Raw genomic sequence first — 3,521 nt, 5'->3', positions numbered from 1 at the left:
GTGCGGGCTTCGTCGCGCGTCGCGACGTAGACGCGCGCCCCGCGGCGAGCGAGTTCGCGTGCGGTGACGCGGCCGATGCCGGTGTTCGCGCCGGTGACGAGGGCGGTGCGGCCTTGCAGGGATTTGTCCTTGCTCATGGCGGGAGGGTAACCGAGTCCGGGCAGAGGTCGATGCCGGGCTCGCTCTTTGAGCCAGCGGCGGGTCACGATGACGGGCATCGCCACCAACATGGCCCTGGCACTATGACCTCGTTCGCCGCCTGGATCGTTGACCTGCTCGACCATCTGCCGATCGGCAATCGATCGACGGCACAGCCGACGCACGGCCCGGGCGCCGTGATTCTGGCCGCGGTGAATCGCGCCAGAGCGATGCCGGGCAACCCGGTGATTCCGGCTTTCCGACGTAGCTCTGTGCGGGTGCAGCGTCAATGGCCGTTCCACGCAGCAGCCACGGACAGCGGCGCATGATGCCGCAGCGACCGCGTTTGCCGCGGGGCAGCAAACGCGCGCTGTAGCAGCTTCAGGAACGAGACACGCGACAGTGCGCGTTAGACGGCGGCGGGCGCGTCCAGGCGGTTCCATTCGATGCGTCGGTTGCGCCAATGTTCGGCAATGGTCTGGGTGAACTCGGCGCGGACCAGCTTGGCCCTCTGCTCGCACCAATCAGCGCTTTCACGGCGGATCACGATGCCTTCCAACGGTCCGTCGCGAAAGCGACTCGCCGCCGTAGCGAGCAGTGACTTCAACTGCCCCAATGTGTACCGACCGCGCGCCACCGCTGGCGTCGTTGCCAGGCCCATACGAGCGGCAAGGCTATTGCGCCTCGTACTGTTCAAGAACCGGCCACTATCTGACTCCACGACATCGAACAAAAGGAACCAATCCGGCAGCCGGGTGTAGGCCAGCGAATGGCGCGCCGCGCACCACTCACCGAACAGCATCAAGCCGACGTCAGCGTGTTCCCGCAAGGTCTCGATCAGGGTGTCGCCATGCAAGGCAAGCCACGCGGGCAAGCGCGCGAACTGCCCCGCGTAGGGTTCGACGAGGAACTGACCACGGTTCTGCGCCCGCAGATCGCCGGTGGGGCCGACTGAAAAGCCCAGGTTGGCGCCGTCGACCTTTTCTTCCAGCACCACGTCAGCGCGCAGCAGCCCGTCCGCCTCTGCAGGCGCGAGAATCTTGTCGTCACGCGGCTCGCCACTGCCAAGCCAGGCCAGATGGGGGGTGTGGGGAAAGCGAAAGAAGCCCATCAGTGCTGCCGCGGCGGAAGTGCCGGCGCGGATCTGTGCGGGAACTTCTTGGCGTAGAAGCGGCACACGTCCTCTGCGCAGAGAAACGTCACGCGTACGCCCCGCGCGTTCAGCGGCTGCCACCAGTCCAGCCACTTGCAGTCGGCGGCTTGCCAGACGGCGGGCTTGTGGGGATGGGCATGGGCTACCGCCGCGAACTTGCGGTCCGCAATGTCAAACGCTCGCTGCAAGGCAGGATCGGGAAATTCGTCGAACCAGTCACCGGCCGTCTCGGTGAGCGGCACTTGCTCTACCCGCGCCGGGTTGTTCGCTTCGCGCAGCAGCCACTTCAAGAAGACGTCGCCGACGCCCTTGGGCGGATTGAGCTTGGTCTTGTGCAGGTACTCGCCGAGGATTCGAAAACCGTCGTCGATGACGGTCACGCCTGAACCTTGCATCGCCAACAAGCGCCGCACGCACTCGGCCGTGCAATCGGCCGACACGTCGGCATGGTCGCCATTGGCGACGAGCAAGACGTTGGTGTCGATCACCGCCTTCATGGCGTTTCGGCAGCCGAGGCCTGCGCTTTCTTGCGCGTCATCGCCGCGAGCGTGCGTGCCGCGATGTCGGCCATCTCGTCACCGAAGAAGTTTGGCGGCCAGTTCTCTATGTCGCCGAACATGTTCAGGCGCAGCGGCTCGAGCTCGGCGGCCATCGGCGCGCGGCGGCAGAAGTACACCGCGACGTCATCTGGCGAGAGCACGCCTTCGGCAACGCGGCGCTGCAGTCGGTTGAGAAAGTGTTCCGAGTGGCTTTCTACGATTAGTTGCACATGTCGCTCGCGGCCGTTCTGGCGCGCCTGTGTCGCCGCGACAAAGACATCGGCCAGTTCGGCCTGCACCTGCGGGTGCAGGTGGATCTCGGGTTGCTCCATCCACACGGTGGAGTGCGGCGGACAATAGAACGCCTGCACGAGCGCCGGCAGCACTTGCGAAACGCCAAACCCGACGTCGGTAATCTTGACCTCCGGCGACTTCGCGCCGGTCTTGATCAGCACCTCGTATTCCTTGCGGCCCTCGGCTACTGCGCGGACGGTGAAATCGTGGATCACGCCCAGGTCTTTGAGCCAAGCGGCGATAAACGCGGCAAATCCCTGCTTGGCCTTGTGCGGCCCGCGGTTAAGTTGCCGACCGTCGTTTTGCGCCGCCAGGATGGCCGATATCGACAACTCGCCCATCTGTCCTACGCTGGACGGCGTCTCGCCTGACCACTGGTAGATGCGGCGAGGATGCTCGCGCAATGGGCCCAGGTACGAGAGACTGTCGAGCATGGCCTCGGTGGCGAGCGCGAAGTCGGCCATGAAGCCGGCGTTCTTGAATCGCGCGGCGGTGATGTCGGAGAGGCGATAGAACTTCTCCGGCTCCTCGAGCGGCCACTTGCGGCCATCAGCCATCTTGAACGCGTAGTGTTGCGATGTCAGCGTGATCTTGCGTTGCGCGTCGCGCCGCAGCGCCACGTCGAGCACGGTCTGGCCGTCTGCGCCCAGGGCATAACTCATGTCCTGCACTTCGGGTTGACCTGCTTTGCCGGCCACTAGCGTCACATCGAGCCGCATGTGCTTGCCCAGGTAGCGTTTACCCGGCAGCAGCGGATCGATCACGTCCAAAGACCGAGGTAGCCGCCAGCCGAGTTCAAAGCCGAGCGCCCTGCTCAGGTCATGGCCGTGCAGGCAGTCGGCGAAGGTGCCGAGGTCGATCAGCGAGTCCGAATCGCCCAGGTGCAGCGCGCGCTTGCGGTCGGTGGAACGTGCCGTCTGCTGCAAGGCGAGCAGCAAATGCCCCAGGCTGCTCTTGCCGGCACTGTTGGCGCCGAAGATGACAGTCAATGGGGCTAGCCGAACGGGGCCAGTGTCCTTCCACGCCTTGAAGTTCTGGATGCGCAAGTGCGTCAACACGGGTACGATTCTCCAGGTTGCCGTTCGGTGTGCAGGCGGCCCCTGGCTTCGAGCCCCAGGCAATCGATGTGATGCTCGCAGAACTGCCGCTGGTCAGTCGCCTTTAGCGCCCAGATTGTCTCGGTCCGGGACAAGAAACACTGCAGCATGCAACCTCACGCCACCTGCGTATCGCTGACCAGCATGCGCCCGCTCGCCGTACACACCGTCACCCCGTCCTGATTCACCGCCACCGCTTCGGCCGCGACGATGCCGCCGCCGTGGCGCGGCTTCGGGATCAGCTCGGTCACCGTCCAGGTGATCGTCAGCGTGTCGCCGATGCGCACCGGGGCATGGAAC

General features: G+C 65.0%; 5 protein-coding genes. All 5 read right to left on the bottom strand.

Translation table 11 applies throughout. The features are described from left to right. A partial coding sequence (locus tag K1X74_23470) for an SDR family NAD(P)-dependent oxidoreductase (GenBank protein ID MBX7169312.1) occupies window positions 1-137 on the bottom strand: 137 nt, incomplete at its 3' end. A gap of 410 nt (window positions 138-547) precedes the next feature. Further along, window positions 548-1,249, bottom strand: coding sequence for an RNA ligase family protein (locus K1X74_23465; protein ID MBX7169311.1), 702 nt, complete (start codon window positions 1,247-1,249; stop codon window positions 548-550). Further along, window positions 1,249-1,788 (bottom strand): hypothetical protein, encoded by a 540-nt coding sequence (locus K1X74_23460; GenBank protein MBX7169310.1) that lies wholly within the window; start codon window positions 1,786-1,788, stop codon window positions 1,249-1,251. The genes K1X74_23465 and K1X74_23460 overlap by 1 nt, the downstream gene beginning before the upstream one ends. Further along, a complete protein-coding gene (locus K1X74_23455) occupies window positions 1,785-3,182 on the bottom strand; it encodes a DUF3696 domain-containing protein (protein ID MBX7169309.1) in 1,398 nt (465 codons plus the stop codon). The genes K1X74_23460 and K1X74_23455 overlap by 4 nt, the downstream gene beginning before the upstream one ends. A 155-nt stretch (window positions 3,183-3,337) precedes the next feature. Continuing rightward, window positions 3,338-3,521: MaoC family dehydratase N-terminal domain-containing protein (locus K1X74_23450; protein MBX7169308.1), on the bottom strand; the 184-nt coding region annotated here is incomplete at its 5' end.

This window comes from Pirellulales bacterium (assembly GCA_019694435.1).
Taxonomy (GTDB): Bacteria; Planctomycetota; Planctomycetia; order Pirellulales; family JAEUIK01; genus JAIBBZ01.
The sequence above is the reverse complement of the archived record's forward strand: the minus strand, read 5'-3'. Positions and strand labels throughout refer to the sequence as shown.